At 70.3% G+C, this 26474-nt stretch carries 32 protein-coding genes and 1 other RNA gene; 19 read left to right on the top strand and 14 right to left on the bottom strand.

The features are described from left to right. Positions 1-136: 136 nt before the first annotated feature. The 6 genes from MWM08_RS07030 to MWM08_RS07005 form a co-directional block, all read right to left on the bottom strand. Entirely contained in the window at positions 137-928 is a 792-nt protein-coding gene (locus tag MWM08_RS07030; protein ID WP_244458752.1) for an SDR family oxidoreductase, read from the bottom strand. 74 nt (positions 929-1002) lie between these two features. Beyond that, positions 1003-1824, bottom strand: coding sequence for a TIGR00282 family metallophosphoesterase (locus tag MWM08_RS07025; protein ID WP_244458751.1), 822 nt, complete (start codon positions 1822-1824; stop codon positions 1003-1005). Further along, the gene (locus MWM08_RS07020) at positions 1821-2426 is read right to left on the bottom strand and encodes a 5-formyltetrahydrofolate cyclo-ligase (protein WP_244458750.1); all 606 of its coding nucleotides are present in this window, start codon (positions 2424-2426) and stop codon (positions 1821-1823) included. The genes MWM08_RS07025 and MWM08_RS07020 overlap by 4 nt, the downstream gene beginning before the upstream one ends. A 237-nt stretch (positions 2427-2663) precedes the next feature. Continuing rightward, a non-coding RNA gene (ssrS, locus tag MWM08_RS07015) (6S RNA) lies at positions 2664-2818 on the bottom strand. Between the two features lie 9 nt (positions 2819-2827). After that, entirely contained in the window at positions 2828-3187 is a 360-nt protein-coding gene (locus MWM08_RS07010; protein WP_244458749.1) for a cell division protein ZapA, read from the bottom strand. Next, positions 3187-3366 (bottom strand): hypothetical protein, encoded by a 180-nt coding sequence (locus MWM08_RS07005; RefSeq protein WP_244458748.1) that lies wholly within the window; start codon positions 3364-3366, stop codon positions 3187-3189. Before MWM08_RS07005 ends, MWM08_RS07010 begins: the two co-directional genes overlap by 1 nt. A gap of 124 nt (positions 3367-3490) precedes the next feature. On the opposite strand from MWM08_RS07005, the gene MWM08_RS07000 reads away from it, so the two are divergent. From MWM08_RS07000 to MWM08_RS06970, 7 genes are all read left to right on the top strand, one after another. Continuing rightward, positions 3491-3934 carry a hypothetical protein gene (locus tag MWM08_RS07000; protein WP_244458747.1) on the top strand — a complete coding sequence of 148 codons (444 nt, stop codon included), beginning with the start codon at positions 3491-3493 and terminating at the stop codon, positions 3932-3934. A 62-nt stretch (positions 3935-3996) separates the two neighbouring features. Then, a complete protein-coding gene (locus MWM08_RS06995; protein ID WP_244458746.1) occupies positions 3997-4917 on the top strand; it encodes a class I fructose-bisphosphate aldolase in 921 nt (306 codons plus the stop codon). 56 nt (positions 4918-4973) lie between these two features. Then, entirely contained in the window at positions 4974-5666 is a 693-nt protein-coding gene (locus MWM08_RS06990) for a tetratricopeptide repeat protein (protein ID WP_244458745.1), read from the top strand. Positions 5667-5669: 3 nt separating this feature from the next. Next, positions 5670-5840 (top strand): hypothetical protein, encoded by a 171-nt coding sequence (locus MWM08_RS06985; protein WP_244458744.1) that lies wholly within the window; start codon positions 5670-5672, stop codon positions 5838-5840. A 52-nt stretch (positions 5841-5892) separates the two neighbouring features. Next, complete coding sequence (locus MWM08_RS06980; RefSeq protein ID WP_244458743.1) at positions 5893-6381, top strand: DUF4345 domain-containing protein; 489 nt, start codon at positions 5893-5895, stop codon at positions 6379-6381. After that, complete coding sequence (thiE, locus tag MWM08_RS06975; RefSeq protein ID WP_244458742.1) at positions 6378-7022, top strand: thiamine phosphate synthase; 645 nt, start codon at positions 6378-6380, stop codon at positions 7020-7022. The genes MWM08_RS06980 and thiE overlap by 4 nt, the downstream gene beginning before the upstream one ends. Further along, a complete protein-coding gene (locus MWM08_RS06970) occupies positions 7019-7426 on the top strand; it encodes a bleomycin resistance protein (protein WP_244458741.1) in 408 nt (135 codons plus the stop codon). The genes thiE and MWM08_RS06970 overlap by 4 nt, the downstream gene beginning before the upstream one ends. Before the next feature lie 2 nt (positions 7427-7428). Here the strand turns inward: MWM08_RS06970 and MWM08_RS06965 are convergent, their stop codons facing one another. Together MWM08_RS06965 and MWM08_RS06960 are read right to left on the bottom strand one after the other, a co-directional pair. Then, positions 7429-7833, bottom strand: coding sequence for a BLUF domain-containing protein (locus MWM08_RS06965; RefSeq protein ID WP_244458740.1), 405 nt, complete (start codon positions 7831-7833; stop codon positions 7429-7431). Between the two features lie 200 nt (positions 7834-8033). Further along, on the bottom strand, positions 8034-8396 hold the full coding sequence (locus tag MWM08_RS06960; RefSeq protein WP_244458739.1) for a hypothetical protein: 363 nt from the start codon (positions 8394-8396) through the stop codon (positions 8034-8036). Positions 8397-8482: 86 nt separating this feature from the next. On the opposite strand from MWM08_RS06960, the gene MWM08_RS06955 reads away from it, so the two are divergent. Continuing rightward, on the top strand, positions 8483-9205 hold the full coding sequence (locus tag MWM08_RS06955; RefSeq protein WP_244458738.1) for an FkbM family methyltransferase: 723 nt from the start codon (positions 8483-8485) through the stop codon (positions 9203-9205). A gap of 24 nt (positions 9206-9229) precedes the next feature. Beyond that, entirely contained in the window at positions 9230-10075 is an 846-nt protein-coding gene (locus MWM08_RS06950) for a TauD/TfdA dioxygenase family protein (RefSeq protein WP_244458737.1), read from the top strand. Between the two features lies 1 nt (position 10076). Here the strand turns inward: MWM08_RS06950 and MWM08_RS06945 are convergent, their stop codons facing one another. The 3 genes from MWM08_RS06945 to epmA all read right to left on the bottom strand — a co-directional run bounded on the left by MWM08_RS06945 (position 10077) and on the right by epmA (position 12178). After that, positions 10077-10337: a c-type cytochrome gene (locus MWM08_RS06945; protein ID WP_244458736.1), complete on the bottom strand. Its 261-nt coding sequence runs from the start codon at positions 10335-10337 to the stop codon at positions 10077-10079. 62 nt (positions 10338-10399) lie between these two features. Further along, the gene (locus MWM08_RS06940) at positions 10400-11083 is read right to left on the bottom strand and encodes a hypothetical protein (protein ID WP_244458735.1); all 684 of its coding nucleotides are present in this window, start codon (positions 11081-11083) and stop codon (positions 10400-10402) included. Between the two features lie 72 nt (positions 11084-11155). Continuing rightward, positions 11156-12178 carry an EF-P lysine aminoacylase EpmA gene (epmA, locus tag MWM08_RS06935; RefSeq protein ID WP_244458734.1) on the bottom strand — a complete coding sequence of 341 codons (1023 nt, stop codon included), beginning with the start codon at positions 12176-12178 and terminating at the stop codon, positions 11156-11158. A gap of 36 nt (positions 12179-12214) precedes the next feature. On the opposite strand from epmA, the gene MWM08_RS06930 reads away from it, so the two are divergent. The 9 genes from MWM08_RS06930 to MWM08_RS06890 all read left to right on the top strand — a co-directional run bounded on the left by MWM08_RS06930 (position 12215) and on the right by MWM08_RS06890 (position 21588). Further along, entirely contained in the window at positions 12215-13195 is a 981-nt protein-coding gene (locus tag MWM08_RS06930) for a lysine-2,3-aminomutase-like protein (protein WP_244458733.1), read from the top strand. 339 nt (positions 13196-13534) lie between these two features. Beyond that, positions 13535-13792 (top strand): type II toxin-antitoxin system Phd/YefM family antitoxin, encoded by a 258-nt coding sequence (locus tag MWM08_RS06925; protein WP_244458732.1) that lies wholly within the window; start codon positions 13535-13537, stop codon positions 13790-13792. A gap of 92 nt (positions 13793-13884) precedes the next feature. After that, positions 13885-15369 carry a transglycosylase domain-containing protein gene (locus tag MWM08_RS06920; RefSeq protein WP_244458731.1) on the top strand — a complete coding sequence of 495 codons (1485 nt, stop codon included), beginning with the start codon at positions 13885-13887 and terminating at the stop codon, positions 15367-15369. 121 nt (positions 15370-15490) lie between these two features. Further along, positions 15491-16057: an elongation factor P gene (gene efp / locus MWM08_RS06915; RefSeq protein WP_244458730.1), complete on the top strand. Its 567-nt coding sequence runs from the start codon at positions 15491-15493 to the stop codon at positions 16055-16057. Between the two features lie 148 nt (positions 16058-16205). Further along, positions 16206-16712, top strand: coding sequence for a hypothetical protein (locus MWM08_RS06910; RefSeq protein WP_244458729.1), 507 nt, complete (start codon positions 16206-16208; stop codon positions 16710-16712). Between the two features lie 131 nt (positions 16713-16843). Continuing rightward, entirely contained in the window at positions 16844-17656 is an 813-nt protein-coding gene (locus MWM08_RS06905) for an inositol monophosphatase family protein (RefSeq protein WP_341482858.1), read from the top strand. After that, positions 17653-18219, top strand: a complete 567-nt coding sequence (locus tag MWM08_RS06900; RefSeq protein WP_244458727.1) for an OmpA family protein — start codon at positions 17653-17655, stop codon at positions 18217-18219. The genes MWM08_RS06905 and MWM08_RS06900 overlap by 4 nt, the downstream gene beginning before the upstream one ends. A 49-nt stretch (positions 18220-18268) precedes the next feature. After that, on the top strand, positions 18269-19396 hold the full coding sequence (locus MWM08_RS06895; protein WP_244458726.1) for a flagellar motor protein MotA: 1128 nt from the start codon (positions 18269-18271) through the stop codon (positions 19394-19396). A gap of 326 nt (positions 19397-19722) precedes the next feature. Next, positions 19723-21588 (top strand): peptidoglycan -binding protein, encoded by a 1866-nt coding sequence (locus MWM08_RS06890; protein WP_244458725.1) that lies wholly within the window; start codon positions 19723-19725, stop codon positions 21586-21588. Positions 21589-21668: 80 nt separating this feature from the next. On the opposite strand, the gene MWM08_RS06885 is transcribed toward MWM08_RS06890, so the two are convergent. After that, positions 21669-23213, bottom strand: a complete 1545-nt coding sequence (locus MWM08_RS06885; RefSeq protein WP_244458724.1) for a DUF1254 domain-containing protein — start codon at positions 23211-23213, stop codon at positions 21669-21671. A gap of 225 nt (positions 23214-23438) precedes the next feature. Here MWM08_RS06885 and MWM08_RS06880 point away from each other — a divergent pair, with 225 nt between their 5' ends. After that, a complete protein-coding gene (locus tag MWM08_RS06880; RefSeq protein WP_244458723.1) occupies positions 23439-24377 on the top strand; it encodes a helix-turn-helix domain-containing protein in 939 nt (312 codons plus the stop codon). Between the two features lie 45 nt (positions 24378-24422). Here the strand turns inward: MWM08_RS06880 and MWM08_RS06875 are convergent, their stop codons facing one another. Together MWM08_RS06875 and MWM08_RS06870 are read right to left on the bottom strand one after the other, a co-directional pair. Next, positions 24423-25787, bottom strand: coding sequence for a DUF1254 domain-containing protein (locus tag MWM08_RS06875; RefSeq protein WP_244458722.1), 1365 nt, complete (start codon positions 25785-25787; stop codon positions 24423-24425). Between the two features lie 209 nt (positions 25788-25996). Next, the gene (locus MWM08_RS06870; RefSeq protein ID WP_244458721.1) at positions 25997-26329 is read right to left on the bottom strand and encodes a DUF1491 family protein; all 333 of its coding nucleotides are present in this window, start codon (positions 26327-26329) and stop codon (positions 25997-25999) included. Between the last annotated feature and the right edge of the window lie 145 nt (positions 26330-26474).

Raw genomic sequence — 26474 nt, 5'->3', positions numbered from 1 at the left:
GCCGGGAGCGCCGGTCGGCCCGACGGCCATCGGCGAAAGCAACGCCCGCCGCGTGGTGCGAAACGCCCCGGGCTGCACCGCCCGACCGGCGTATTGCATCTGCGGCACGGGCGAAGGTCCGCCCGGCCCGTCCGATCTACAAAAGCCCGCGCGCGATCCCGCCATCGACATTCACGGTCTGGCCCGTGACGTAGCCCGCGCGCGGACTGGACAGCCAGATCACCATCGCCGCCACTTCCTCCGGCGTGCCGAAGCGCCCGAGCGGGATCTCGTGGGCGAATTCGGCGATCACCTCCTCGGCCGTCACGTTGCGCTCGGCCGCCATCCTGGCCGCGCGGTCGGTCCACAGGCGCGTGAGCGTGCGCCCCGGGGCCACGCAATTCACCCGGATGCCCTCGGCCGCGTATTCGCCCGCCAGCGTCTTGGTCAGCCCGAGCAGCCCCGCCTTGTGCACGTTCGACACGATCTGGTTCGGATAGGGCATACGCGAAGCTGCCGCCCCCATCAGCACGATCGACGGGGCGTCGCCGCGCCGCAGCAGCGGCAGGGATGCGCGCACGATGCGCACCGCCGACAACACGTTGAAGCCGTAATTCGCCAGCCAGTCCTCGTCGGTCAGCGCCTCGAAGCCCGAACGGATCGACCCGCCGACGCAATCCACCAGCGCATCGATCGCGCCCCAGCGCGCCTGCGCAGCCGCGACCAGGGACTCGGCCGCGCCGGCCTGCGTGAGGTCGGCCGCGAGGCTCGCAGGCCGTCGGCCCGTGGCGGCCGCGATGCGCGCGGCCGCCACGGCGATGCCGGCCGGATCGCGCGAGGCGATCAATAACTCCGCCCCCTCGCGCGCCAGCGCTTCGGCGGTCGCGAATCCGATGCCGGCCGAGGCGCCGACCACCAGCACGCGCCGTCCCGTGAAGCCCAGGTCCATGTGCAGACTCCTCCCCCGTCGAAGCGCAGGCTGGATCGGATCACGCCGCGCGGGAAGCACCCGCGCGTCCGGTTTCAGCCGGCCGGCATCGCCGGGTCCAGCGTGCCGCCCATCCGCAGCGGCGCGACGCGCCGCGCCAGTCCCGTCGCGTCGTCGGTCTCCACGAACAGGCCGCAGACCGTCGCGGCGCCTTCGGCCGGGGCCAGCTTCTCGGCCGGCACCTTGCGCCAGAAGCGCAGCGAGGCACCGCCCTTCTGCATGCCGATCACGCTGTCGTAGTCGCCGCACATGCCGGCATCGGACTGAAAGGCCGTGCCGCCCGGCAGCACGCGATGATCGGCCGAGGGCACATGCGTGTGCGTGCCGATGACCAGCGATGCGCGCCCGTCGAAGGAATGCGCCATGGCCTGCTTCTCGCTGGTCGCCTCGGCATGGATGTCCACGATCACCGCCTGCACGCTGCCCGCGGCACCCAGGGTCTGCTTCGCGAGTTCCGCCTGCACGGCGCGGAAAGGGTCGTCGAGCGGCTCCATGAACAGGCGCCCCATCGCCTGCACCACCAGGACACGCCGGCCACCGGCAACCTGCACCACGGTCGCGCCGCGCCCCGGTGTGCCCGGCGCGTAGTTCAGCGGGCGGATGAGGCGCGGTTCCTCCTCGATGTAGGGGACGATCTCCTTGCGGTCCCAGGCATGGTTGCCGAGCGTGATCGCGTCGGCACCGGCGGCGAACAGCGCGCGCGCCATATCGGGCGCGAGGCCGAAGCCGTGCGAGGCGTTCTCCCCATTCACCACGACCAGGTCGAGCGCCAGGTCGCGCCGCAGTGCCGGCAGCGCGGCGATCACCGCGTCGCGGCCCGACCGCCCGACGATATCGCCGAGGAACAGGAGCCTCACGAGACCCCGCCGCAGATCACCACGCCCGTCTCCGTCGCCACGCGCGGCAGGCGCGCATCCAGGGGGCCGGCGGGCACCCCCGGAGGGTCATGCATCTCCTGCGCGGCATAGGCAACACCGGTCACGCCCGCGTGTGGCAGCGCGGCCAGGGTGCGGTCGTAGTAGCCCCCGCCATACCCAAGCCGCCGGCCGGCGCGGTCGAATGCCAGCAGCGGCACCAGCAGCCAGTCGGGCGTGACGTCCGGGCCCTCGGCAGGCTGGCGGGTTCCCATCGGGCCCGGCGCGAGCGGGTCGCCCGGGGCCCAGCGGCGGAAGCGCAGCGGCTGGCCGCGCTTCGGGGTGACCGGCAGGCAGAGCGCCTGCCCGCGCGCATGAAGGGCGTGCAGCAGTGGGCGCAGGTCGATCTCTGGCCCCATCGGCCAGAAGCCCGAGACGAGCGCGCCGGCCGGCGGCGGGCAGTCGCGGAGCACGATGCTGGCAAGCGCCTCCCCTGCGCCGGCCGGGTCGATCCCGGCGCGCCGCGCAAGCGCGACCTGGCGCGCCTCGGCTTTCAGCGCGGCGAGCAGGACGTCGCAATGCGGTCCGGTGACGTCACTGGTCATGCCGCGCGGATCATGGGCGTCCCGTGCGGCAAGGCAATGCCGTCGACGGCCGACATGCCCCCCCGCACGGGCCGCTACCCCAAAAACCCGCGGGAAAAAAACGGATCGCACCGCGATCCGGGAGCGCACAGCGCGACCGCGCCCAACCCGCCCGCCGCGTAAAGCGCGCGAGTGCACGGCGCGAAAGCCAAGCCCGCGGACGCGGGCGCCCGGCGCCTGAGGGCCAAAAAAAGAGAGTGTGAAGCCACCCTGGCCGCTGGCGTCTCACCCTCCCAAGGCCTGCTGTCGCAGGTGGGCACCAGGTATCCGGACCAAGATCCGAACAGAGCCAGCTCCCGGAGGATGTGCATTGGCCCCGGGGATGAATTGCCTGGCGCGCCGGCCAGCCTCACCCTTTGAACCTAGGGAGCCTCGAGGGTCGCCGCAATGGCCTCGATCGCCTCGGCCACGCGATGCAGCCGGCGCAGCACCGCGGGATCCACCGGCGCGGCCTCGCCCTCCATCGGCGCCGGCGCCACGGCGGCGACCGCGCCGCCGGCCTTCAGCGCGGCGTTCTCAGCGGTCAGGTCGGCAGTCTCGTCGGCCAGTTGCAGGGCCGCGAGCAGCAGCATCCGGGTCTCCCCGAACTGCATGCCCATGGCCTTCAGCGCGCCGATGCGCTTGTCGACCTCGGCGGCCATGTTGGTCAGGTGCCGTTCCTGGCCGTCCTGGCACGCCACGGGGTGGGAGTAGCCGCCGACGCGGACCGTGACCTGGGCCATCAGGCGTCCTCGCCCAGCACGCCACGCAGCCGGGCGATGGTGTCATCGAGGCGCGCGGCAAGCGCGGCCACCGCCTCGCGGTCCGCACCTTCCCCGGTCGCGGCTGGCGCCGGACGGGCCGCAAGCGCGCGCGAAAGGCGTTCCACCGCGGCTTCCAGCCGGGCGGTCGCCTCAGTCACCGGATCCCCTGCCGCGTCGTTCATCGGTCCCCTGGAAGCCACGGATTGCTTGCCCGGCGTTGCCCCGCCGGCCTATCGGAAGCCTTGGCAGAGAGGGGCCTCGGGGTCAACGGTGACGGCGCGTGTGAGCTTGCCTCCGGCGGTGACGGTGCATGGCCTGGCCGGCGCGCGCGCGGCACTGGCCGCGGCGGGGCCGCGCGGGGTGCTGCTGCTCTCCGCACCCGGCGCGGGGGCCTTCGCCGGGGCCGCCTGGTTCCTGGGCGTGGTCGCGGCCGCCGCCAGGCCGGGCGTGCCGCACCAGGGGGCGATCGACTGCGCCGACGCGCCCGGCGCCGCCCTTGCCGCATTGCGCGCGGGCGCCCGGCTGGTGGTGCTGCAGGGCGGCTGCCCGTCCTTCGCCGCGGTCGCGGCCGCGGCAGCCGGATGCGGGGCGCGGCTGCTGCCCGAACGCCCGCCCAGCCTCGACCTCGGCCGGCTCGACCTGCAGCGGCGCGACGACCTCGCCCGGCTTTCCGCCTGGCTTGCCTTGGAAGCGCCACAGCCGGGCGCCACATCGCCGATGGCGTGACAGGCCGCGCGCCCTGCGCTATCGCGCGCCGGCCCGATCACGAACCGAAGGAAGGACGCCCGATGAAGCTGACCCGCCGCGTGAAGGAAATCCTCTCCTGGTACGAGAGCGACAATCCCGGGACCAAGGCGAACCTCGCCCGCATCCTGATGGAGGGGAAGCTGGGGGGCACCGGCCGCATGGTGATCCTGCCAGTCGACCAGGGCTTCGAGCACGGCCCGGCGCGGTCCTTCGCGCCGAACCCCGCCGCCTATGACCCGCACTACCACTTCGAACTGGCGATCGAGGCGGGGCTGAACGCCTACGCCGCGCCGCTCGGCATGATCGAGGCGGGTGCGGCCACCTTCGCGGGCGCCATCCCGACCATCCTCAAGGTGAATTCGTCGAACAGCCTGTCCACCACCAAGGACCAGGCGGTGACCGGCAGCGTATCCGACGCGCTGCGCCTCGGCTGCTCGGCGATCGGCTTCACCATCTACCCGGGCAGCGAATACCAGTTCGAGATGATGGAGGAGCTGCGCGAACTGGCCGAGGAAGCGAAGGCCGCCGGCCTCGCCGTCGTCGTGTGGTCCTATCCGCGCGGCCCGATGCTCGACAAGGTGGGCGAGACCGCCTTCGACATCTGCGCCTATGCCGCGCACATGGCCGCGCTCATGGGCGCGCACATCATCAAGGTGAAGCCGCCGATGGAGCCGCTGTCGCTGGAGGCGGCCAAGAAGGTCTACATCGACCGCAAGATCGACGGTTCCGACATGGCCGCGCGCATCCGCCACATCGTGCAGACCTGTTTCAACGGGCGGCGGCTGGTGGTCTTCTCGGGCGGCGAAGCGAAGGGCACCGACGCGCTGTTGGCCGAGGCGAAGGCGATCCATGCCGGCGGCGGCAATGGCTCCATCGTCGGCCGCAACGCCTTCCAGCGGCCCAAGGAGGATGCGCTGAAGCTGCTGGCCGCGATGATCGAGGTCTACAAGACCAAGGCGTGATGCCACGGCGGGGGCGCCACACGCGCCCCCGCCGCGCCTGCCCGGTGCGACACGCCATGCCACCACGCAGTGCCGCGCGCCTTCCATGCGTCGTCCTGGCGGCGATCCTGACCCAACAGCTGCCCGCCCGGGCGCAATCGGGCTTCGCCGAGGCCGCAGCCTGGTGCGCGCGGCGCGACCCGACCACGCCTGTGGAGCGCGCCATCGCCGGGTGTACCTGGCTGGTCCGCTCGAGCATGCTCGAACCACGCAACATCTCGATCGCGCTCGCCAATCGCGGCTACTACCTCGCGCAGGTGCTGCACCGGCACCAGGACGCGCTGCGCGACTACGACGAGGCGGTCAGGATCGACCCGACCAATGCCATCGCGTTGAATGGCCGCGGCACGGTCCGCAGCGACCTCGGCGACCGGATCGGCGCCATGGTCGACTACGATGCCGCCATCCACTTCGACCCGCGCAGCCGCGACGCCTACAACAACCGCGGCAACCAGCGCCGTGCACAGGGCGACCTGAACGGCGCGATCGCCGACTACGACCAGGCACTACGGCTCAACCCTCGCAACGCCCACGCCCCGGCCAATCGCTGCATCGTCCGCCACAGGATTCGGGAAAGAGTGCAGGCGCAGGCGGATTGCGCCGCAGCGATCGAAGCCGCGGCCCACGACAATCCCTGGCCGCACACGGCCCGCGCCGGGCTGGCGCTGCTCGACGGCGATGCGCAAGCCGCGGCCGAGGACGCCAACTAGGCCGTGCGGCGCAACCCTGACAACCCCCACGCCCTGCAGCTTCGCGCCCTGGTGCGTGCACGACTCGGCGATGCCGTGGGTAGCGCGGCCGATGCCGCGGACGCACGGGCGCGCCTGCCGACCATCACCGCCATCCTGGAGCAGATCTTCCCGACCGGCCGCGCCGCGCCCTGATCCCGCACATGGCGCCCTGCATCCGTTGCTCCGCCGCGCGCGTAGCGTTGGCATGCTCCCCATCGCCATCCGCCTGGCCGCCCTGGTGCCGATCGTCGCGGGCGGCGGTGGCGCGCTGTTCGGGCCGGCCCTCCTGGGCGAGGCGGCCGGGCCGGCGACCGCGAGCCACCTGCGCTACCTCTCCGGCCTGCTGCTCGGCCTGGGCCTGCTGGCGTGGTGGTGCGCCGGCGCGCTGGCGCAGCGTCGCGTAGTGTTCGAGGCACTCTGCGCCATGGTGGTGCTGGGTGGCACCGCGCGCCTGGTCGGCTTGCTGGCCGACGGCGCCCCGCCCTGGCCGCATCTGGCCGCCCTCGGTATGGAACTGGTCGTCGTGCCGGCGCTATGGGTCGCGCTGCAGGCCCGCTGGGCGTGCGCGGCGACCATGCCCGCCGCGCGGATGGCGGGCGATGGCGCGCATGGCGCGGGGCTCGACGCGGCCGGGTCGCTCGGCCAGAAAGCGGAGCGGCGCCGAGGCGACGCCGCAGGAAGGGAGCGTGCATGACGAAGGGCGATGGCGGTAGCGGCGGGTCCCGGCTCTATCTGATCACCCCGCCGAAGCTCGATCCCGTCGCCTTCCGCGAGACGCTGGCCGCCGCGCTGGACGCCGGCGACGTCGCCTGCCTGCAGCTGCGCCTGAAGGATGCGTCGCCCGATGACGTGAAGCGCGCCGTGGACGCGCTGATGCCCGTGGCCCATGCCCACGATGTCGCCTTCATCCTGAACGACGACGCCATCCTGGCGCATCGCCTGGGCTGCGACGGCGCGCATCTCGGGCAATCCGACGGCGACCATGCCGGGGCCCGGATGCTGCTGGATGGAAAGATCCTCGGCATCACCTGCCATGCCTCGCGCCACCTCGCTATGACGGCCGGCGAACAGGGTGCCGACTACGTTGCCTTCGGCGCGTTCTTTCCCACCGACACGAAGGAGACGGTGCACACTGCCGGAACCGACCTGCTGGAATGGTGGTCCGAGATGATGGAGATCCCGTGTGTGGCGATCGGCGGCATCATGGCACAGAACTGCGCCCCGCTGGTGCGCGCAGGGGCGGATTTCCTGGCGGTGGTCGGCGCCGTGTGGAACCACCCCGACGGTGCCCCCGCGGGCGTGCGCGCCATGAACGCGGCCATTGACGCGGCATGACGCGCCCGGTGCTGGTGCCCGAACTGCTGGTCACGGACCTTGATGCGAGCCTGCGCTTCTGGCGCGACATCTGCGGCTTCGCGGTGCTCTACGACCGCCCCGAGGATGGCTTCGCCTGCATCGAGCGCGACGGCGCGCGTCTCATGCTCGACCGGCTGGGCACCACGCGGGACTGGGTGGCCGCGCCGCTGGAACGCCCTTTCGGCCGGGGCATGAACCTCGAAATCGCGGTCGATGCCGTGGACCCGCTGCTGTCCGCCTGCGCCGCCGCCGGCTGGCCGCTATTCCTGGCGGCGGAAGAAAAATCCTACCGAATCGGCGCGGCCGCGGCGCGGGTGCGGCAGTTCATCGTGCAGGATCCGGACGGCTACCTGGTGCGGTTCTCGCAGCGCCTGGCAGGCTGACGTCACGCAGCGCGGGGCTGCGCGGCGAGCCGACGGAAGATCGCCAGCACCTCGGCGGCCGTTGCGTTGCGGGCCGCGCCGGCGCGCACCTCGTCCTGCGTCCACATCCAGGATTGCGGCGGGTCGTCGCGCATGGTCCAGGTAGGGAACAGGCGCTCGGGCGCATCGCCGCAATGCACCACCGCCACGTCCACGTGCCGGTCGTCCTGCAGGATACGCGCGAGTGTGGCGGTCACCGCCTCGCGCTCGCCCTCCAGCAACTGCATGAACAGGTCGGCGCGGCAGATCAACGCACCGGTGATGTCGCGGCGGCCGTTGTTGGCGCGCGCGCTCAGCAGGATGTTGTCGAGCACGCTCTCGTCGAAGCCGAAGGGGCGCGAGGTATAGATCAGCTGCGTCAGATGCATGGCGGCCCTCCCGTGGGTCGCGCGCATCATCGCGCAAGCGCCCGGGCGTGGCGAGGGCGTTCACGGCGCGCGGTGCGAGGGGCGCGCGCTAGAGCCCTTTCGGCTCGCCTCGGCATTTGTCTTCGCAAGCATCTTCCCCCGATCAGATGCGTTCATCTGATCGGGATCTGCGCTAAGGCACGCTTTGGCACGGGCGCGCGCTAAGGCGCGCGACGGCGCACCCCGTCGCGGATGAACACCCGGAAGGGCGTGGTACCCTGCGCATCGCCATCGAGCGCGCGCCAGGCGCCGTCGGTGCACAGGATGCCGCCCTGCGCCGGCACCGCGCGGAACAGCACGATGTTGCGGTACACTGCGCCGTCCGGCGTTGTCGCGGTGAAGCGCGTCAGGCAGCGGTCCTCGATCACCACCGGTTCGTATTCGCCGATCATGATGCCACCGCCGCCGGTGCTCTCGAACACCGCGGGCAGCAGCGGCCAGGCGTTGTAGTCGGGCTCCTGCGTCGCCAGGGCTCCGCCGCCGGCAAATGCGGCCAGCGCCGCGCCCATCATCCATCGCCGCATCGCGCGTTCCTCCTGCCGCCCGGTCGCGGGGGGCTTCCAGGTGCGATACGGTGGTGCCGAGGCATCGGATGCAGGGGCACGCCAGATTGGACGAGATCACCTTCCACACGCGGTTGCACCGCCCGGGCACGCTGGTCGATGTCGGCGCGCATGACGGGCTGATCACCGTGCCGCTGGCGCGGCTGCCGGGCTCGCGCGTGCTCGCCTTCGAACCACTGCCCCCGGCCATGGCGCGGCTGCGCGCAGCGCTGGGCGATGCGCATCCGAACGTGGAGTGCATCGCCGCCGCGCTCGGCGACCAGGCGGGCGAGATCACGCTCGCGATGCCCGTGCTGGATGGCGTTGCGCAGGAACAATGGGCCAGCACCGCCAAGGACTACGCCGCGCACCTGTCGGCGCGCGTGGACGTGCAGCGCTTCGCGGTGCCCGTTCAGCGGCTGGACGACCACACGATCGCGGACCTCACGGGCCTGAAGGTCGATGCCGAGGGCGCGGAGTACGAGATCCTGCGTGGCGCGCGCGCCACGCTGCTGCGCTGCCGGCCGGTCATCACGCTGGAAGTCGAGGAACGCCACCGCGAGGGCAGCACCTGGTCGGTGCCCGCCTACCTCGATGCGCTGGGCTACGACGTGCTGTTCGAACTGGGCGGCGCCTGGCATCCCATGAGCGCGCTCGATCGCGCGACGATGCAGCGCGCCTCGCCCGATCCTGCGGTGTTCGAGGCGTCCGACCCCTACGTCTTCGTGTTCTACGCCCTGCCGCGCGAACACGCGCCGGCCATGCTGGCGCGCCTGCAGGCGGCGGCGTAGCCTGACCGGAACGGAGGGGCCGCCATGTCCATCACCACGCAGCGCATCACCGTGACGCGGGCCTCGGGGTCCTGCGGGGCGGAGGTGTCCGGCATCGATTTCCGCGACGTCGTGGATGCCGCGACGGTGGCGGAACTGCGGCGCATCTGGCTCGACCACGGGGTGCTGTTCCTGCGCGACGTGCACCTGCCCCCGCGCGACTTCCTTCACTTCGCCACGCAGTTCGGCACGCCGGTGGAATACCCCTTCGTGCGCGGCCTCGAGGGCATTCCGCAGATCACGCCGGTGGTGAAGGAACCGCACGAGCGCATCAATTTCGGCGGCGTCTGGCATTCCGACACGGCGTATCTGGAACGCCCCCCGATGGCGACCATGCTGGTCGCGCGCGAGGTGCCGCCCGCCGGCGGGGATACGCTGTTCGCCGATGCGCGCGCCGCCTATGACGCGCTTTCGCCCGGGCTGCGCGCGACGCTGGATGGGCTGCGCGCGATCAATTCATCCCGCAAGGCGGATGCGTCCAAGACGCGCGAGGACCGGCAGAAGGAACGCGGCGCGGTGACCAATGCCGAGGTGCTGGAAGCCGCCCATCCCGTGGTGCGCACGCATCCCGAGACGGGGCGGCGCGCGCTGTACGTCAACCTGGGGCACACCACGCAGTTCGAGGGCTGGAGCGCGGAGGAATCGAAGCCGCTGCTCGACTACCTATTCGCACACATCACGAAGCCCGAGTTCACCTGCCGCTTCCGCTGGGCACCGGGGTCGCTGGCGCTGTGGGACAACCGTTCGGTGCAGCACTACCCGGTCAACGACTACCACGGCCATCGTCGGGAGATGCACCGCATCACCCTGGCCGGGGACGTGCCGGGCTGACCTACCGCTCCAGGCTGCGCAGGTAGGCCAGGAAAGCCTCGATCTCGGCGCGGTCGAACGTGAAGGCGGGCATGTCCGGATGACCGGTTACGATGCCCTCGGCCAGTGCTTCGGCCAGTTGGTCCACGGGATAGCGGTTGTGCAGGTCGCGGAACGCCGGCGCATTGGCGCGCGGACTGGCGCCGGTGCGGCCGACGGCGTGGCAGGCGGCGCAGCGCTGCTCGGCCAGTCGCTGACCGGCGGCGGCATCGGGCGGCGGCATCGGAGGGGCTGGGGGCGCGCAGGCGGCCAGCAGAAGCAGCGGCAGAAGGGCAGTGCGCATCTTCACCCGCCGCAACTCGTCAGCGATGCGGTGGCGAAGCCGCGGATTTCCGAAACCACGCTGAGCGCTAACTCAGCATTGCCGAGCGTGACGACCTGGCGCTGCGGCAGGCCCGTGTACGTCACGGGGTCCTGCCCCGCCACGGTCACCACCACCTGCGCGGTGCGGGCAATGTCATCGGTCTGCGTGGCGGTGCTCACCACGACGCGCACCAGGCCCTCGGCCAGTTCCATGCCGGCATTCTCCGGCACGCGCGCGCCATAGGCGATGGCGAAGCGGCGCGAGGTGCCGCGGGCTTCGCAGCGGCGCACTGGGCCGGCGTCGCGCAGCACCTGCTCGATCCGCTCGCGCGGGATGCCGGCCGCGATGCGCTGCTGGGCCAGCGAAAACACCGCCGCCGAGGCACCCGATGGCACGTCGCGGTCGTAGCGACGCTGCAGCGCGACGTTGGCCTCGCGCGCCTGACGCAGGTCCGCCTCAAGCCGGGAATTGCGCAGATGCAGGTCGCGCGCCTCGGTCGCCACCTCATCCAGGCGGGTTTCGAGGCGCGTCACCTCGGTGCCGGCGAGTTCGAGGCCGCTCTGGTAGGCCACCACGCCGAGCCCTGTCAGGACGCCGGCCACCACCAGCCACTTCGTCGCGCGCAGGGCGAACTGCCCGCGGCGGCGGCGCCTTTCCCGGCTCATTCTGGATCCGATCGCCATGCGTCCCGTGCTTGTCTCCGCGCGGGCGTATAGACGCGACGCAGGTGCGGCGGGTCAAGCCATGGGCAGCCACAGCACGTCGTCAATGCTGCGGGCGCCGGCGGCCAGCATGGCCAGGCGGTCGAAGCCCAGCGCGATGCCGGCGGTGGGCGGCAGGCCATGGGCGAGGGCCGCGATGAAATCTTCATCGATGTCCCAGCCGGGGTCGCCGGTGATGCGGCGGCGGTCTTCGTTGGCTTCGTGGAACCGTACGCGCTGTTCGCCAGGGTCGGTCAGTTCGTCGAACGCGTTGGCGAGTTCGAGGCCGGCGGCAAACAGTTCGAAGCGCAAGGCGGCGCGCGGGTCGGCGGGGTCGCGCCGCGCCAGGGCCGCCTGGGGCGCGGGCCAGTGCGTGAGGAAGGTGGCGCGGTCGCGGCCGATGGCGGGTTCGATGCGCTCCAGCAGCAGCCGGAAGAACAGGTCTTCCCAGGATTCATCGGGGCGCGGAGGGAAGCCGGCGCGGGCGGCGGCTTCGTGCAGGCGAGCCGCGTCGCCTTCGGTGGCGAGGATATCCAGGCCGTTGCAGTGGCGGGCGAAGGCGTCGGCCATGGTCAGGCGTTCGAAGGGCTGGCGGAGGTCGGTGCGCACGCCATCGTGTTCGACCACGTGGGGGCAGACGGTGCGGAGGAAGGCCTCTGCTTCCTCCATCAGGCCTTCGAAGGACAGGCCGGGGCGGTACCATTCCAGCATGGTGAATTCTGGGGCGTGGCGGGCGGATTGCTCGCCGTTGCGCCAGACGCGGGCCAGTTCGAAGACCGGGCCGGCGCCACCGGCCAGCAGCCTCTTGATGGCGAGTTCGGGCGAGGTGCGCAGCCAGAGCGGGCGCGACGCGCCGGCCCCCAGATGCGCGTCGTAGCGGGTGGCGAAGGCGCGGATATGGACCTCGGCGCCGGGGGCTTCGACCAGGGCGGGGGTCTCGACCTCGGTGTAGCCGCGCCCGGTGAAGAAGGCGCGGGTGGCGGCGGTGAGGCGGGCGCGGGCGGCCAGGAAGGGCAGCCGCGCCGCCAGGCGGTCGGGGTGCCAGGGGGCTTTGTCCATTGTGCGCGGCGGGGCCTTCCGGTAACCGCCGCGACCATGCCGGACGGGACCACCACACGCCAGGGACGCAGCATCCGCGACGCGCGCGGGCTTGTCGCGGCCGGGCTGATCCCGCCCGGGGCCGAGGCCGATGCGGCGCAGGTGGCGGCGCGCTATGCCGTGGCCATCACGCCGCATGTGGCGGGGCTGATCGGGGACGCCAGCGACCCGATCGGGCTGCAATACATCCCGGACCCGGCCGAGCTGGTGACCGCGCCCGGCGAGCTGGATGACCCCACCGCGGATGGGCCGTTCACGCCGGTGCGCGGCGTGGTGCACCGCTACCCGGACCGCGCACTGCTGAAGCCGCTGCTGGCCTGCCCGGTCTATTGCCGGTTCTGCTTCCGGCGCGAGGTGGTGGGGCCGGATGGCGGCGTGCTGACCGAGGCCGAGCTGGACGCCGCGCTGGCCTGGTTCGAGGGCACGCCGGCGGTGCGCGAGGCGGTGCTGACCGGCGGCGACCCCTTCATGCTGAGCGCCCGGCGGCTGGGGGCGATCCTGGCCCGACTGGGGGCGGTGCCGCATATCGAGACTCTGCGGGTGCATACGCGGGTGCCGGTGGCCGACCCCGGGCGGGTGGACGGCGCGCTGGTGGCGGCTCTGCGCGGGGCGGGCAAGCCGGTGTTCGTGGCGGTGCATGCGAACCATGCACGGGAGTTCGCGGGGCCGGCGCTGGAGGCCCTGGCGCGGCTGGCCGATGCGGGGGTGGTGCTGCTGGGGCAGAGCGTGCTGCTGCGCGGGGTGAATGACTCGGGCGGCGCGCTGGAAGACCTGGTGCGGGCAATGGTCCGCGCGCGGGTGCGGCCATACTACCTGCATGCGCTGGACCCGGCGCCGGGGGTGGGCAGGTTCTCGGTGCCGGATGCCAAGGGGGTGGCGCTGGTCGAGGGGCTGCGGGGGAAGGTGCCGGGGTTCGCGGTGCCGGTGTTCGTGCGGGAGAGCGAGAATGGGGGCGGGAAGAAGCCGGTTTCCGCGTAGCGCGGCCGGAAGCGCGAGACCTGTCGGTTTCGGACAAATGGTCGGCCCGGGACAAAGAGTGTCGGTTTCGGACAAATGGTCCGGCGAGGCACGGGTGTCGGTTTCGGACAAAGGGGCGGGGGACGCCGCAGGCGCGTGCGGCCCGGAGGATGGGCTGGGAGGACGGATGCGCAGCTTCAAAGAGCGGCAGGCCGCCGAGGCGGACTGAATTCCTAGGTAAGCATCCAGGGGAGCGAAAGTCCAGGAGAATGGGGGCTCCGCCCCCAAGCCCCCGCCGGTGCAGGCCAGAGGGCGGGTCCTTATATGGCCGGTATGGGTGACTGGTCAGGAGATGTGGTCATGGACGATGTGCGCGAAGTGAACGCGACGGAATTCAAGGCCAAGTGCCTCGACCTGCTCGATCAGGTGAACACCGGCACCATCGCGCGGCTGGAAGTCACCAAGCGGGGGAAGGTGGTGGCGGTGGTGACGAAGCCGCCGGCGACCGAGGCCGGGGACCTGCACGGGTTCCTGCGGGGCAGCGTGATCGTGCCGCCTGACCTCGACCTGACGGCGCCGACCGGGGGGGATGCGCCTATGGTCCCGAGTTCGAGCTAATTGCCCATAAAGTCGCTGTCGCATGCCCCTTTTTCCCGCGACCCGAACGATTCTAGACAACACCAAAGCCCAGCCCGCATATTTTACGGCTCATGAACCCGCCCGACACGATTCCCCACGAACAGTATTTTCCTACATATCGCTTCCGTGCAGGAAGCAGCGAGGCCGCCCTCAAAGAATATGAGGCCGCTGTAAAGATTTTGGAGAATGATGAGCGTATATTCGCTGCCTCAACTGGCTTTTTTATTGGCGGCGCAGGCATCTTATTTGCCGCACTATCGCAGGCAAATTCAGAAATATTTACAGCAGTCGGGGTTATTTTTGGTGATAGAACTGTCTTATACATCGGATGGCTACTTATAATAATCTTATCTATGCTCGCTGCAACATATTTTGCGGACAAGACCGCAGCCGTCGTTCACGCCGCACGAAAGGTTATTGTTCTGCGTAGAATGCTCGGCATTAGCTATGGATCAGTCGATATGGTACTTCCGTCTAATCGAGTGGAGGGCGCCGACGAGCCATTTCAAATTCGAATGTTTGACGGTTGGCTGTCCTATAAAATACTTCCTGCCTACATAATCGGAATATTTTCCGCACTTTTATCAGTTATTTTATTTTCAAGGTTCATTTCGTTTATTTACACTGATGCGAATAGCATTAAATCTATCGTTAATTTGACTAATGTTCCATTTTTTCAAATATCTATGACACCTATACTCGCTGGAATATTGAGTTTTGTCCTTGTGGTTGGCGCATTTCGCGCCAAACTGTACGAATCTAACGAGAATATATTTTGGTCTTTAGCGGCCGCAGCGTCTGCTTTGATGAGGTTTCAGATCAAATCTAATTGGCCATATGTACTGTATCGGATAAAGCTAGCTGTCGAAGAGTCGCGCCGCATCGGATTGCCTTTAGAGCAATTCTATCCGATCTTGACGCACGTTGAGGACAGATCATTCTTCAGTCACAGAGGATTCTCCATCCGCACGCTTGTCGCGCCGATAATTCGCTACGCCCGCAGCAAGAAACTAAGCGGAGGATCAACAATAACTCAACAATTTGTTCGATCAAATTTTTTTATTTCTTATCGAAAGAAGTATCGCCGCAAGATTGCCGAGCTTCTATTCAGTTTGTGGGCTGAGCGTGCCTTTGAAAAGAAGCAGATATTAGACTATTATCTAGTTTCAGTTCGCTTCTCGAAAAATGTCGTCGGTGTAGATAAGGCATTTCAATATTTTTTCCCACAGATTTTTGTAAATGAGGCACGTCGACGACAACTAACTAATGTTGAGTTGTTTTTTCTCGTGGAGCGACTTTCAAGTATCGGACCCTCTATGAATATCGAGAAAATATCTGCTATTCTTGGCTCATTGCTGAGCGCTAACATAATAAAAGCAGAAGACTGTATCTCGATTGTAGAGATATACGATTACCAAATTTCTGAAGGCCGCATCGCGATTTCAGAAGCCCCAAAAGTAAAATCCCTTAAGGATAGGGTTCTGATGTTGAGAGACCCGTCAGGGCACGCCCTGTACCAGCTGTTCGGCCCACCACCGTCGGGCAGCGCCAGATAGGGGGTTAGCGCCGCAGCGGCGCGCATTTGCTCCCGACACGGTTGTCTGGGCTTGCGCCCGCAGATATTACGACGCCCCGCGGTCAGTGCGAACGACCTCAATACCCCCTAGGGACACTCCCATGGCAAAGATGCAAGCCAACCAAATGCGTGCCGGCATGGTCATCGAGTTCGAAGGGGCTCGCTACACCATCCTCAAGCAGAACATCATGATCCCCGGCAAGGGCGCCGCGGTCATCCAGGTCGAAATGCGCAACGTGAAGTCCGGCGCCAAGAAGGACCAGCGCTGGCGCACCGCCGACACGGTCGAACGCCTGATGACCGAGGACAAGGAATTCACCTACTCCTACGCCGACGAGGACAATTTGGTCCTGATGGACCCGTCCACCTACGAACAGACCATCGTGCCCAAGGACATCCTGGGCGACCGCCTGCCCTTCCTGCAGGAGAACATGACCGTCAACGTCAAGCTCATCGAAGGCGAACCCGTCTCGATGGACCTGCCCGAGACCATCGTGCTGGAAGTGATCGAGGCCGATCCGGTCGTGAAGGGCCAGACCGCCTCCTCCTCCTACAAGCCCGCCGTCATGTCGAACGGCGTGAAGGTCATGGTGCCGCCCTTCATCACGGCAGGGGAGAAGATCGTGGTGAAGACCGCGGACGGCACCTACTACGAACGCGCGAAGTAGCCGCACGCGTCACGCCCGGCCGCGCGTATTCGCGGCCGAGCGTTTCGCCAGATGGTAGATTTTTCTGGCGCGCTCTTGCGCTCCCCGCCAACCTTCCCGCCTCAATTCGATCCGGGAGGGCAAGGCTATGGTGCGTGGCTTGTGGGTCGTGAGCCTGGCGGCGATGGCGGGATGCACGGGCGCTGCCGATCGCGTGGTGCCCGAGCCCACCGACATCCGGCTTGAGGGTGCGATGGTGAGCGTGGTCCGCGCGTTCCGCGCCGCCCAGGAGGTTTCGGCGGCGACGGGCCAGCCGATCGGGCTTTATCCCTGCACCGTCACCGTGACCTTCAACATCACTGCCGGCGGGACGGATCGGCGCGAAATCGTTCTCGATGCGAATGTCACGCCGCCCGCGCGCATCGTCCAGGGTGCCCTGGGTCTCACCGCGACAACGGAGCAGACGCAGACGGCATCGCGCGGCAACCAGATCGCGATCCTGCTCACGAGCGCGGCGTGCAACCCGCCTGAGACACTGGGCACGCTTCGGCCGCAGAATGTCGCTGTCGGGTCCGGCGGTCCGCCGATCATTCTTGGCGGCGCACGCATCAGTGGCGGCCTGACCCGCGAGCAGCGGGAGGTGCTCGACGCGCTGGTGCGCGAGCGGCGCCGATAGCTGCCCTCCTCCGGTCGCCCACGTTCCCGCGGGTCTGGGGGCACGCATGCCCCCAGCGGGGGTCCAGGGGGCTGGCCCCCTGGTGTCCCTTCCGCTACGTCGCGCCCATGTCCCAGCGCTTATCTCCTGCCATGCAGGTCGTCACCTCCGCCGTCCGCAAGGCCGGCCGCCGCCTGTTGCGCGACTTCGGGGAGGTCGAGCAGCTCCAGGTCTCCGTGAAGGGTCCGTCGGACTTCGTCTCCTCCGCCGACCTGCGGGCCGAGCAGACGCTGAAGGAGGAGCTGTCGAAGGCGCGCCCGTCCTTTGCCTTCCTGATGGAGGAATCGGGCGCGTCGGGCGACGAGACGTGGGAGTGGCGCTGGGTGGTCGATCCGCTCGATGGCACGACCAACTTCCTGCATGGCATTCCGCATTGGGCGATCAGCGTGGGCATCGAGAAGCGCATCGATGCCGACCGCACCGAGATCATGGCCGGGGTCATCTACAACCCGGCCTCGGACGAGCTGTTCTGGGCGGAGAAGGGTGTCGGTGCCTTCCTGAACGACAAGCGGCTGCGGGTTTCGGCCCGGCGCGACATCCGCGAGGCGGTGTTCGCCACCGGCATTCCCTTCGCCGGCGTGCCGCGCAAGGCGGAGTTTTCGTCCATTCTTCACCGCGTCATGCCGCAGGTGGCGGGTGTGCGGCGCTTCGGCGCGGCGGCGCTCGACCTCGCCTGGGTGGCGGCGGGGCGTTACGACGGCTTCTGGGAGCTGGGGCTCAAGAAGTGGGACATGGCGGCGGGGATCGTGATGGTGCGCGAGGCCGGCGGCTTCGTGACCTGCCCCGATGGCGGGGATGCGTATGAGACCGGGTTGGTCGTCGCCGGCAACCAGGCGCTGCAGCCGAAGTTGCGGGAGGTGGTGGCGGAGGGCATCGCCGCCGTGAAGGCGCACCAGGCCGGATGATGCGCTGCGGGGTGGCCGCGGGCGCGCTGGCGCTGGTGCTGCTGGCGGCGCCTGGCGCGCTGCGGGCCCAGGAGGCGCCGGCGGCGCGGCCCGAGGCAGCGCCCGAACCGCTGCCGCCCGAACCGCCGCCCGCCCCCCCTGCCCCGCCGCGGCTGGCGACGGAGGGGGCGGCGCTGGTGCCCAGCGCGCCGGCCGCGGGGCCGCCGCTGCCGCCAGGCATGCAGGCCATGCCGGAGGGGGGTGTGCGGATCATGCTCGGCACCGCCACGCTCGAACCGGCGCAGGCGGCGGCGCTGGCCGTGCTGGGGCGTGCGCTGGCGGCGCTGCCGGCCGGGCGCATCACCATCGAGGCGCAGGTGAGCGGGCCGGCGAATGATGCGTCGTTGGCGCGGCGGGCGTCGCTGGCCCGGGCGCAGGCGGTGAAGGCGGCGCTGGTCGCGGGCGGGTTGCCGGCGACGCGGATCGACCTGCGGCCGCTCGGCCGGTTGCCCGCGGCGACCGACCGGGTGGACGTGCTGCCGCCCGGCGTGGCAAGCCCCAGTGCGGAAGTCCGGGGCCGATGATGCCGCAGCCAGCCGATCGACCACCCTTGCCACGCGTGGGATGCGACGCATGACGCAGCCCATGGTGTTCGTGTGGCGGATGGTCGGGTTCCTCGCCTTCGTGCTGGTCGTGACGGTGCTGGTGTTCGACCAGTTGCAGCATGCCTTCGCCGCGAACCCGGTGCTGAACAGCGTCATCCTGGCGGTGCTGCTGTTCGGGATCGGCTGGAACCTGCGCCAGGTGCTGTCGCTGCGGCACGAGGTCGCGTGGATCGAGGGATTCCGGTCGGTGCGCGGGGCGGATGCGCCGGTGCAGCCGCGCTTGTTGGCGCCGATGGCGTCGATGCTCTCGGCGCGGCGGAGCGAGAGGGTGTCGCTGTCGGCGATCGCGCTGCGGTCGGTGATGGACGGGATCCTGTCGCGGCTGGACGAAAGCCGGGAACTCTCGCGCTACATGGTGGGGCTGCTGATCTTCCTGGGGCTGCTCGGCACCTTCTGGGGGCTGCTGCTGACCATCGGGTCGGTGGCGGACGTGATCGGGTCGATGTCGGTCGGGTCGGGGGACCTGAATGCGCTGTTCAACCAGCTCAAGACCGGGCTGGCGCGGCCGCTGGAGGGGATGGGGACGGCGTTCTCGACCTCGATGCTGGGGCTGGCGGGGGCGCTGGTGCTGGGGTTCATGGACCTCACGGCTGGGCAGGCGCAGAACCGCTTCACCAATGAACTCGAGGAATGGCTGGCGGGGCTGACGCGGCTGTCCTCCGGGCCGTCGGGGCAGGACGGCGAGGGATCCATCCCCGCCTACGTCAACGCCCTGCTGGAACAGACGGCGGAAAACCTGGACGGGCTGCAGGCGATCCTGGCGCGGGGCGAGGAAGGGCGCGCCGAGACGTCGCGCGCGCTGGTCACGCTGACGGAACGCCTGACGGTGCTCACCGAACAGATGCGCGCCAACAACGCCCTTATGCTGCGCGTGGCGGAAGGACAGGCCGGCATTGCCCCGGCACTGACGCGCCTGGCGGACAGCCAAGCGATCGACGACGCCACCCGCAGCCACATCCGCAACCTCGACATCCACCTGGTGCGGCTCGCGGAAGACCTGGCCCAGGGCCGCACCCAGGCCACCGCGGAACTGCGCAACGAAATCAAGATCCTGACCCGCACCATCGCCGCGATCGCCGAGGAACAGCCGCGGTGAGACCGGACGCGACAGGCGCAAGGCGGGGGGCCAGCCCCCCGGCCCCCCCGCTGGGAGGCAACCGCCTCCCAGACCCTGGGTCAAAGGGCCGGTTTGGTGGAGGGGCGTGGAACGGCGGTCCCGCAAGGCCCACCGTAGAGCCCCTCCACCACACCGGCCCTTCCGTTCACGCGGGTCCGGGGGCACGTATGCCCCCGGCGGGAGGGTCCGGGAGGGCGGAGCCCTCCCGCCACGCGCCTGTCGCGGCCTGACGCACCATGGCGCGGTCCTCCGATCGGCGACGTGGGGGTGGTGGGTTCGATCCCTGGCCTGGGTATGTGGATGCCTTGTCCACGTTGCTCATGGTCATCATTTTCGTGTTGCTGGTGTTCGCGTTGGCGCAGGGGTTCCTGTCGGTCGCGGTGTCATCGCGGGACCGGGCGCTGGACAGGCTGAACCGCCAGGTCGCGGAGCTCGCCGAGATGCTGGCGCTCGAGCGCGGCCAGGCCGAGGAATTGCGCGGCGGCCTGTCGCGTGCGACCGAGGAATTGGCCGCCGCTGCCACCGCGCGCGATGCGGCGCAGCGTTCGCTCGCCACGCTGCGCGAGGAGCGCGACCGGATAGCCACCGAACGCGACGGCACGCGCGCCGAGCGTGACCGCCTGGCCGCGCGCCTGGCCGACCTCGGCCTGACCGGGCGGGGGGCGGAGGAACGCGTCGCCGCGCTCGAACGGCAATTGGGCGAGGCGCTGGCCCGCGCCGAGGCCGCCGGCGGCGATGCCGCGCGTGTCGCGCGCGACCTGACCGAGGCGCGCCGCGGCCTGGCCGAGGCCGAGCAGCGCCGTGCCACGACCGAACGCCAGGCCGGCGCGCTGGCGGCGGAACTGACCACCGCGCGGGCCGACCTTTCGCGCGTGCAGGCCGAGGCGCTGGCGCTCGACCAGCAGATGCGCGCCGACCGCGCGACCATCGAGGCGCGGCTGGCCGATGTCGCGCGGCTGGGGCGCGAGGTCGAGGCGCTGACCGCGCTGCGCGACGAGGCCGAGCGCCAGGCCTCTGCCGCACTGGCGCGCGCGGGCGCGCAGGAACGGCTGCGCCTGGCCGCCGAGCAGGCCGCCGCCCAGGCCGCCACCGCCACCGCCGAGGTGGAGCGCCGGCGCGCGGCCCTCGCGGCCTCCGAACAGGCCGCCGTTGCGCGTGCCACCGAGGCTGAGCGCGCCCGCCTGGCCGCCGAGGCGCAGGCGGCCGAAGCAGCACGGCTGCGGGCAGCGCGCGAGGCCGAGGCGCGCACCGCCGCCGCCCGTGCGCTGGAGGCCGAGAGTGCCCGCGCCGCCGCCGAGGCCGCTGCCACCCGCGCCGTGGCCGAGGCCGCCGAGGCCGCGCGCCGCCGCGCCGAGGCCGACGGCGCCGCCGCCGCCGCCGCATCGCGCGCCGGCGCATCCGAGGCCGAGGCGCAGGCCGCCGCGCGCCGTGCGGGCCAGGCCGAGACCGCCGCCGCGCAGGCGGCGCAACGCGCCGGCTATGCCGAGGAACAGCGGCGCCTCGCGGAGGCACAGGCGGCCGAACAGGTGCGGCTCGCGGAGAGCGCGCGGGCACAGGTGGCGCTGCTGTCGCGCCAGATCGAGGCGCTGCGGGCAGACCTGGCCCGGCTGTCGGCCGCGCTCGACCTCGCGCAGGGAGAGCGCCAGATGCAGGAGGCGACGATCGCGCAGCTGGGCCAGCGGCTGAACGCCGCGCTCGCGCAGCGGGTCGAGGAATTGCAGCGCTATCGCAGCGACTTCTTCGGGCGGCTGCGCCAGGTGCTGGGCGAAAGGCCCGAGGTGCGCATCGTCGGCGACCGCTTCGTCTTCCAGGGCGAGGTGCTGTTCGCGCCCGCCTCGGCCGACCTGAGCGAGGAAGGCCGGCGCCAGGTGCGTGACCTGGCGCGCGTGCTGCTGGAGGTGACGCCGCAGATCCCGAATGAGATCGCTTGGGTGGTACGCGTCGATGGCCATGCCGACCGGTCACCGCTGCGCGGCGGGCGGTTCGCGAGCAACTGGGAACTGGCGGCGGCGCGGGCGATCGCGGTGGCACAGCTGCTGATCGCGGAAGGCCTTCCGGCGAACCGCGTAGCGGCGACGTCGTTTGGCGATACACAGCCGATCGACCCGGGCGAAGGGGCCGCGGCGTTTGCGCGCAACCGCAGGATCGAGGTGCGGCTGACCGATCGCTGACCACGGGCGTCACCGGAGGGGCGCTGCCCCTCCGGACCTCCCCGCCAAGGGCCAGTGGCCCTTGGAACGCCGGGACGGGGTCAGGGCTGCAGTTCGATGTCGCCCGGTTTCCAGGTCTTGTCGAACCAGGGCTGCAGCGGGCCGTACAGGCGCAGGATGACGAACCAGGACTTGCCGGGGATGGTCTGCACCCAGTTGCTCGCGCGGCCCGCCGGCGCGGTCGGGCCGAACCACACATCCACCGAGCGGTCAGGGTTCACCTGGAGGTCCGGCTTCTGGCTGCTGACCGAGGGGAAGCGATTGTCGGTCTGCAGCATCGAGCGCGTCTGGGTGTCGTAGACGATGGTCGACCAGAAGGTGCGCACCGGCACCGGGCCCGGCAGGCGCAGCCGGTAGGTCTTGCCGCCATCGAAGGCATTGCCCTGCGAGTCCTCGGCGGTCCAGGGATAGGTCGAGCCCTCGCCCACCACCTTCGTGTCCATCGCCGGCGTCACGCCGGTCGCGGCGAAGAAGTAGAAGGACCGCGCGTTGAGGTTCGGCACGCCGGGCTGGCGTTCGAACTTGTAGCCGCCGACGAAGGCGAACTTCCAGCGACGATCGGGGAAGATGATCCCTTCCGGGTCGCGCATCCGGTAGAACAGCGCGCGGGCGGTGGCGTCGCCGGTCGCCGCGGCCTCGGTCAGGATGCGGCGCATCCGGTCGTCGGGCTGAAAGGGGCGGCCCTTCTGGATGCCGACGGCGGCGAAGTAGCCGAGGCTGGTCGGGTCGGTCGCCGCCAGCGGTTCTTCCTGCACGACCGTGTTGAGCAATTCCCAGAAGCGGAAATCGGCGGGGCCGACCATGTTGAAGGGCTGCCCCGACCCGTCCACGAAATTCAGCCGCGGCGGGTTGGCGGCGCGGGCCAGCGGATAGACCTTGGTGCGCTGCTTCACCACCGCGACACCCGGGCGCGGGTCCCCATTCTCGAGGAAGCTGCGCCAGATCACGAGGTTCCCGAAGGTGCGCGGCCGGATGACAGTGTAGCCCTGCGGAACCTGGCCCCGGTAGCCCGGCGGCAGGATCAGGTACTTGCCGCCGCGCCCGCGATCCGCGCCCGTGAGGCCGAGATCGGTCACCCAGAAGTAGAACATGTCGTTGATGATGCCGAGCACGCGCGGCGGCACCTCGATGACCAGCGGCCCGCCGCGCAGGTCGATCCAGAACCAGGTGTAGGGCGTGTTGTCGTTGGCGGTCAGTTCGACCGTGCGGCTGTCGACCAGCTGTTCCCAGATGGGGATGGTGGTGTTGTCCGGGCCGAAGCTGCGGATGGCCTGGCGGTTGAAGGCCTGGTTCACCGCGGGGATGCCGAGCAGATAGGCTTGCACCGCCTGCTGGAAGATCAGGTTGTCGTAGATCGCATCCGTGCTGGGGCCGTCCGGCACGCCGTCGAAGAAGTTCAGCCGGCCAAAGCGGGTGTCGACCGACGGCGGCGAGGCGACGCCCGGGGGCATCGGCGTGGTGTAGCGGAACACCGGCGGTGTGGGCGTGCCGGTGAGCGGCTGGGCCTGCGCCGTGCCGGGCCCGAAGGCGCTGCGCAAGGCAGATGCTGCCGCCGCAAGCATCGCGAGATCGCGCCGTGTGGTCATGGAGGTCGAACCTTTCCGCATGGTCGGGCGGTGCCGGCGCGCCCTGGCGGGCCTGTTGCCCAGCCCGCGCGCAAGCCATCCCCCCTCATCGTTCTGGCCACGAGGCCAGGGCGGCAGCGCCGCCGGGAGAGGCTATCGCAGGTTGCGCATCGGCGAGGGTTGAACCGCTATCCGCTTTCGGAACACGCTGCGGCACTGGGCGTCCCGCACCGAGGAGATCCGCGCTTGGAGTGCATCGCCCCCGCCGCCTGGTCGGCCGAGTTGGACTGCGTCGAGCCGCTGGCCGCGGCGCAGCGCGATTTCCAGGCGGAGATGGTGCAGCTCTCGCCGGGGCGGTTCCGCTACGGGCTGCGGCTGGTGGATTTCGGGCCGCTGCGCGCGCAGGCGAATGTGCTGGAGGGCAGCTACCTGGGGCTGGCGCGGGTGCCCGACGGTGCCTGGGCACTGTTCTTCCCGACCGGCGGGCCTGCGCGGGCGAGCCGGCTGAACGGCCTGCTGCCGGGGCCGGAGGATGCGGTGCTGTTCGGGCCGGGGGCGGAGCTGCAGGCGCGGGTCGCGGACGGGCAGCGCTGGACCATGGCGGTCTTCGGCGATGCGCGCTTCCGCGCCGTGTTCGACAGGCTGGGCGTGGCGCGCGAGGGGCGCGCGGTGCAGCTGCCGGGCCTGCTGGCGCGCGCGCCGGGGCTGCTGCGGCTGGACGAGGCCGCGGCCGCGGTCGCGGCGGGCGCGACCGGCGCCGCGGTGTCCGAGGAGGTGGTCGAGGAGCTGTCCGCGCAGCTCAACGCGGTGGCGCCGGCCGGGCGGCTGCGGGCGGAAGGGCGCGCCATGCGGATCGTCTCGACGGCGGTGGCGTATCTCGAGGCGGCGCAAGGGCGGCCCGTCTTCAGCGAGGAGATCGCCGCCACGGCGGGGGTGAGCGCGCGCTTCGTCAATCAGTGCTTCGGCGCGGTCCTCGGCATGAGCGTGCACCGCTACCTGCGGCTGCGGCGGCTGACCGAGGCGCGCCGGCGGCTGACGGAGGGCGGCGCGGGCGTGATGGTGAAGCAGGTCGCGCTCGACCTCGGCCTTTGGCATTTCGGGCGCTTCGCGCAGGCCTACCAGGCGCAGTTCGGCGAGACGCCGTCGCAGACGCTGGCGGCCCGCGGGCGACCGGCGCGGCGATAGCGCCGACGCCGGGAGCGTCCGGCGCTGGCCTTCTCGAAGGGGCTCTCAGCCGACCTTCACGATCCCCGGCGGCTGCCACGCCCCGCGCCCGACCGGCAGCAGCGATGGCGCCTCGGTCTTTGGCCAGTACAGCCGCATGACCATGTAGACCGGGCCATTGGGCGCCGGCAGCCAGTTCGCCCGCAGCGCCTCGCCGGGGTCGTCCTTCTGGATGTGGATGGTCAGCGACCCGTCGGCGTTGCGGCGCATCTGGTCGAGCATGGGCGTGTTGATGAGGTAGCGGTCGATCGGGTTCTGGATCAGCAGCTGCGTGCGGCCGTCATACATCGTGACCGACCAGAAGGCGTTGACCGGCGGCAGCCGGCCGGCCGCGAAGGTCAGCGTGTAGCGGTTCGTGCTGCAGTCGAGCGTGGCGCCGGTGGCGTCCTCGCGCGTGAAGGGATAGGTCGCCTCCTCGGTGGTGTTGGCGTAAACGCCGGCCTTGGCGACCACCGCGCGCAGCATCCAGTCGCCGTTATAGGCCTGCTGGGTGCCCGGCACGTTGGTCACGCGCCAGCCATTCATCGCGATGCCGGCGGCGGCCACGCCCGCCTCGACCTTGCGCTCGCCCTCGAAGGCGCCGGCCAGGAGTTCCAGCCGGTCGGCCAGCGACATCGGCATCGGGCTGCCGGTGCCGATGCCGATGCGCGCCATCTGCGCGCGGATGGCCGCTTCCTCGGGCTGAGGCGCGCTGAACTGCAGCGCAAAATCCAGGTAGTCGAAGAAATGGTGTTTCACGAGCTCCGCCGTGGCGCGCGGCCAGCGGATCGCGGGCGGGGCCGGCGGCGCGGGCTGGCGCAGGAAGGCCGAGAGCGGCTGGGCGGAATAGCCGCGCTGGATCGCCGCCACGTTGGGCATGTCGGCGGGATTGAAGAGCTGCGTGCGGAACAGCGTGAGCGCCAGATGCGTGGTGGAGCGGATCACGCCCTTCACGCCGGTCGGCGTGGCACCCTGCCAGCCGGGCCCGGCCACCAGCCACGACCCCGCGCCCTGGCCGGTGGCGCGGCTGCCGATATAGCCGACGTTGTAGGTGTTGCCGTCGCAGACCTGGACCGAGAAGTACCGCCCGGCCGGCACCTCGGGCACCGAGATCACCATCGGTTCGGCGCGCAGGTCGAGCCACAGGATGGAATAGGGCGTGTCGCTGTTGGGCGTGACGACGGCGGTGTCGCGCCAGGTGGCGACGTTGGCCTCGTTGTAGATGGCGTTGAACGGCGCCTTGAACTGCGACCCGGCGCGGTCGATGGCGAATTCGTACATCACCGCGTAGTTCATCACGATCGGCAGTCCGAAGACGAAGGCAGCCTCGGCCGCTTCGAAGGACCCGATCAGGCCGGGGCGGCTGGCCTGGGCCAGCGCGGGGCGCGGCATGGAAAGCACGCTGGCCCCGACAAGGGCGGAGGCGCGAAGAATGTCTCGTTTCAGCATCGAGTGGCTTCCATGGAACGCGGCGATGACGCGGTTGCTCCGGCGAGCGGGAGACTAGCCGTCGCGAGGTCACGACCGCGAGAGATTTTCGTATCCGAGTTGGGCGCGTCGTGCGTCGCCGCGATGGCGGCCGGCGGCCGGCGGCGCAGGGTTCAGATCATCCGCGCCTCGAAGGGCGGCATCAGGTCGGGCGCCTCGAATTCCAGCACCCAGAGGTCGGGGTCGCGCTTCACCTGGCGGTCCACATAGGCGGTCGCGAGGGCTTCCTCGATCGGGGCCGTGCCGGTGCCGCGGACCCAGGCGGGGCGCCCTTCGGCGTCGCGGGCCTGGGCGAGCACGACGCAGCCCTCGCGCCCACGCAGAACGCACAGGATGCCGCCGGAATCCGGGTCCCCGCGGCGCAGCACGGCGGCGGGGCGGCCGGCCATGTCGGACAGGCGGATGGCCATCGAGACCCAGATGCCGGCCTTGACCTTCGGTTCCATGTTTACATAGCCCTCAAGCGTCGGGCGCCGGCCTTCGCCGGCTTGGCTGCGCGCCGTGTGCTGATGCGCCGGGCGCAGGGGCCGGGTTGGGCGCGGTCGCGCCATGCGCTCCCGGATCGCGACGCGATCCGTTGCGGGTGCTGGC

This window comes from Roseomonas fluvialis (assembly GCF_022846615.1).
Lineage (GTDB): Bacteria > Pseudomonadota > Alphaproteobacteria > Acetobacterales > Acetobacteraceae > Neoroseomonas > Neoroseomonas fluvialis.
This window is presented reverse-complemented; position numbering and strand designations above follow the sequence as displayed.

Excerpts from the sequence above, each read along its gene's own strand:
- MWM08_RS06965 (WP_244458740.1), bottom strand. The coding sequence starts at position 7,833 with ATGCATCTGACGCAGCTGATCTATACCTCGCGCCCCTTCGGCTTCGAC.
- MWM08_RS06895 (WP_244458726.1), top strand. The coding sequence starts at position 18,269 with ATGACGCAGCCCATGGTGTTCGTGTGGCGGATGGTCGGGTTCCTCGCC.
- MWM08_RS06950 (WP_244458737.1), top strand. The coding sequence starts at position 9,230 with ATGTCCATCACCACGCAGCGCATCACCGTGACGCGGGCCTCGGGGTCC.
- MWM08_RS06900 (WP_244458727.1), top strand. The coding sequence starts at position 17,653 with ATGATGCGCTGCGGGGTGGCCGCGGGCGCGCTGGCGCTGGTGCTGCTG.
- MWM08_RS06885 (WP_244458724.1), bottom strand. The coding sequence starts at position 23,213 with ATGACCACACGGCGCGATCTCGCGATGCTTGCGGCGGCAGCATCTGCC.
- MWM08_RS06940 (WP_244458735.1), bottom strand. The coding sequence starts at position 11,083 with ATGAGCCGGGAAAGGCGCCGCCGCCGCGGGCAGTTCGCCCTGCGCGCG.
- MWM08_RS06960 (WP_244458739.1), bottom strand. The coding sequence starts at position 8,396 with ATGCGGCGATGGATGATGGGCGCGGCGCTGGCCGCATTTGCCGGCGGC.
- MWM08_RS06930 (WP_244458733.1), top strand. The coding sequence starts at position 12,215 with ATGCCGGACGGGACCACCACACGCCAGGGACGCAGCATCCGCGACGCG.
- efp (WP_244458730.1), top strand. The coding sequence starts at position 15,491 with ATGGCAAAGATGCAAGCCAACCAAATGCGTGCCGGCATGGTCATCGAG.
- MWM08_RS07010 (WP_244458749.1), bottom strand. The coding sequence starts at position 3,187 with ATGGCCCAGGTCACGGTCCGCGTCGGCGGCTACTCCCACCCCGTGGCG.
- MWM08_RS06945 (WP_244458736.1), bottom strand. The coding sequence starts at position 10,337 with ATGCCGCCGCCCGATGCCGCCGCCGGTCAGCGACTGGCCGAGCAGCGC.
- MWM08_RS06875 (WP_244458722.1), bottom strand. The coding sequence starts at position 25,787 with ATGCCGCGCCCCGCGCTGGCCCAGGCCAGCCGCCCCGGCCTGATCGGG.
- MWM08_RS06970 (WP_244458741.1), top strand. The coding sequence starts at position 7,019 with ATGACGCGCCCGGTGCTGGTGCCCGAACTGCTGGTCACGGACCTTGAT.
- MWM08_RS06920 (WP_244458731.1), top strand. The coding sequence starts at position 13,885 with ATGAACCCGCCCGACACGATTCCCCACGAACAGTATTTTCCTACATAT.
- epmA (WP_244458734.1), bottom strand. The coding sequence starts at position 12,178 with ATGGACAAAGCCCCCTGGCACCCCGACCGCCTGGCGGCGCGGCTGCCC.
- MWM08_RS06995 (WP_244458746.1), top strand. The coding sequence starts at position 3,997 with ATGAAGCTGACCCGCCGCGTGAAGGAAATCCTCTCCTGGTACGAGAGC.
- thiE (WP_244458742.1), top strand. The coding sequence starts at position 6,378 with ATGACGAAGGGCGATGGCGGTAGCGGCGGGTCCCGGCTCTATCTGATC.
- MWM08_RS06905 (WP_341482858.1), top strand. The coding sequence starts at position 16,844 with ATGCAGGTCGTCACCTCCGCCGTCCGCAAGGCCGGCCGCCGCCTGTTG.
- MWM08_RS06990 (WP_244458745.1), top strand. The coding sequence starts at position 4,974 with ATGCCACCACGCAGTGCCGCGCGCCTTCCATGCGTCGTCCTGGCGGCG.
- MWM08_RS07020 (WP_244458750.1), bottom strand. The coding sequence starts at position 2,426 with ATGACCAGTGACGTCACCGGACCGCATTGCGACGTCCTGCTCGCCGCG.
- MWM08_RS06870 (WP_244458721.1), bottom strand. The coding sequence starts at position 26,329 with ATGGAACCGAAGGTCAAGGCCGGCATCTGGGTCTCGATGGCCATCCGC.
- MWM08_RS06925 (WP_244458732.1), top strand. The coding sequence starts at position 13,535 with ATGGACGATGTGCGCGAAGTGAACGCGACGGAATTCAAGGCCAAGTGC.
- MWM08_RS06980 (WP_244458743.1), top strand. The coding sequence starts at position 5,893 with ATGCTCCCCATCGCCATCCGCCTGGCCGCCCTGGTGCCGATCGTCGCG.
- MWM08_RS07030 (WP_244458752.1), bottom strand. The coding sequence starts at position 928 with ATGGACCTGGGCTTCACGGGACGGCGCGTGCTGGTGGTCGGCGCCTCG.